Source organism: Bradyrhizobium sp. Ses1 (assembly GCF_059512365.1).
Genome location: NZ_JCAMOQ010000276.1, coordinates 1 through 237, shown reverse-complemented (window position 1 = coordinate 237; position 237 = coordinate 1). Strand labels below are relative to the sequence as shown.

Annotated in this window: 1 protein-coding gene; it reads right to left on the bottom strand. The window is 57.4% G+C overall.

Features of this window, described 5'->3' with window-relative positions; all coding sequences use genetic code 11:
- Positions 1 to 9: 9 nt before the first annotated feature.
- Positions 10 to 237, bottom strand: a 228-nt coding sequence (locus AC5ZG5_RS46660; RefSeq protein ID WP_028166536.1) for a transposase, incomplete at its 5' end; no start/stop codon positions are given.

Here is a 237-nt window from a genome sequence, read left to right as displayed (position 1 = left end):
TAGAGCGTTTCACGTTTTGATGGAAGCATATCCTGCGTTGGCGAAGTAGTTGCTGCATTCGGTAGGCTGGATCGAGGTGACGAGGTCGCCGAGGTGTCGCCAAATGTCTTCGAGGGTGCGCTTCTGCGCGATGCGCATCCAGTGCTTGATCTTGGCGAAAGTCTGTTCGATCGGATTGAGGTCGGGTGAGTAAGGCGGCAGATACCAGAGTCTGGCGCCGGCGCCTCGGATGATGCG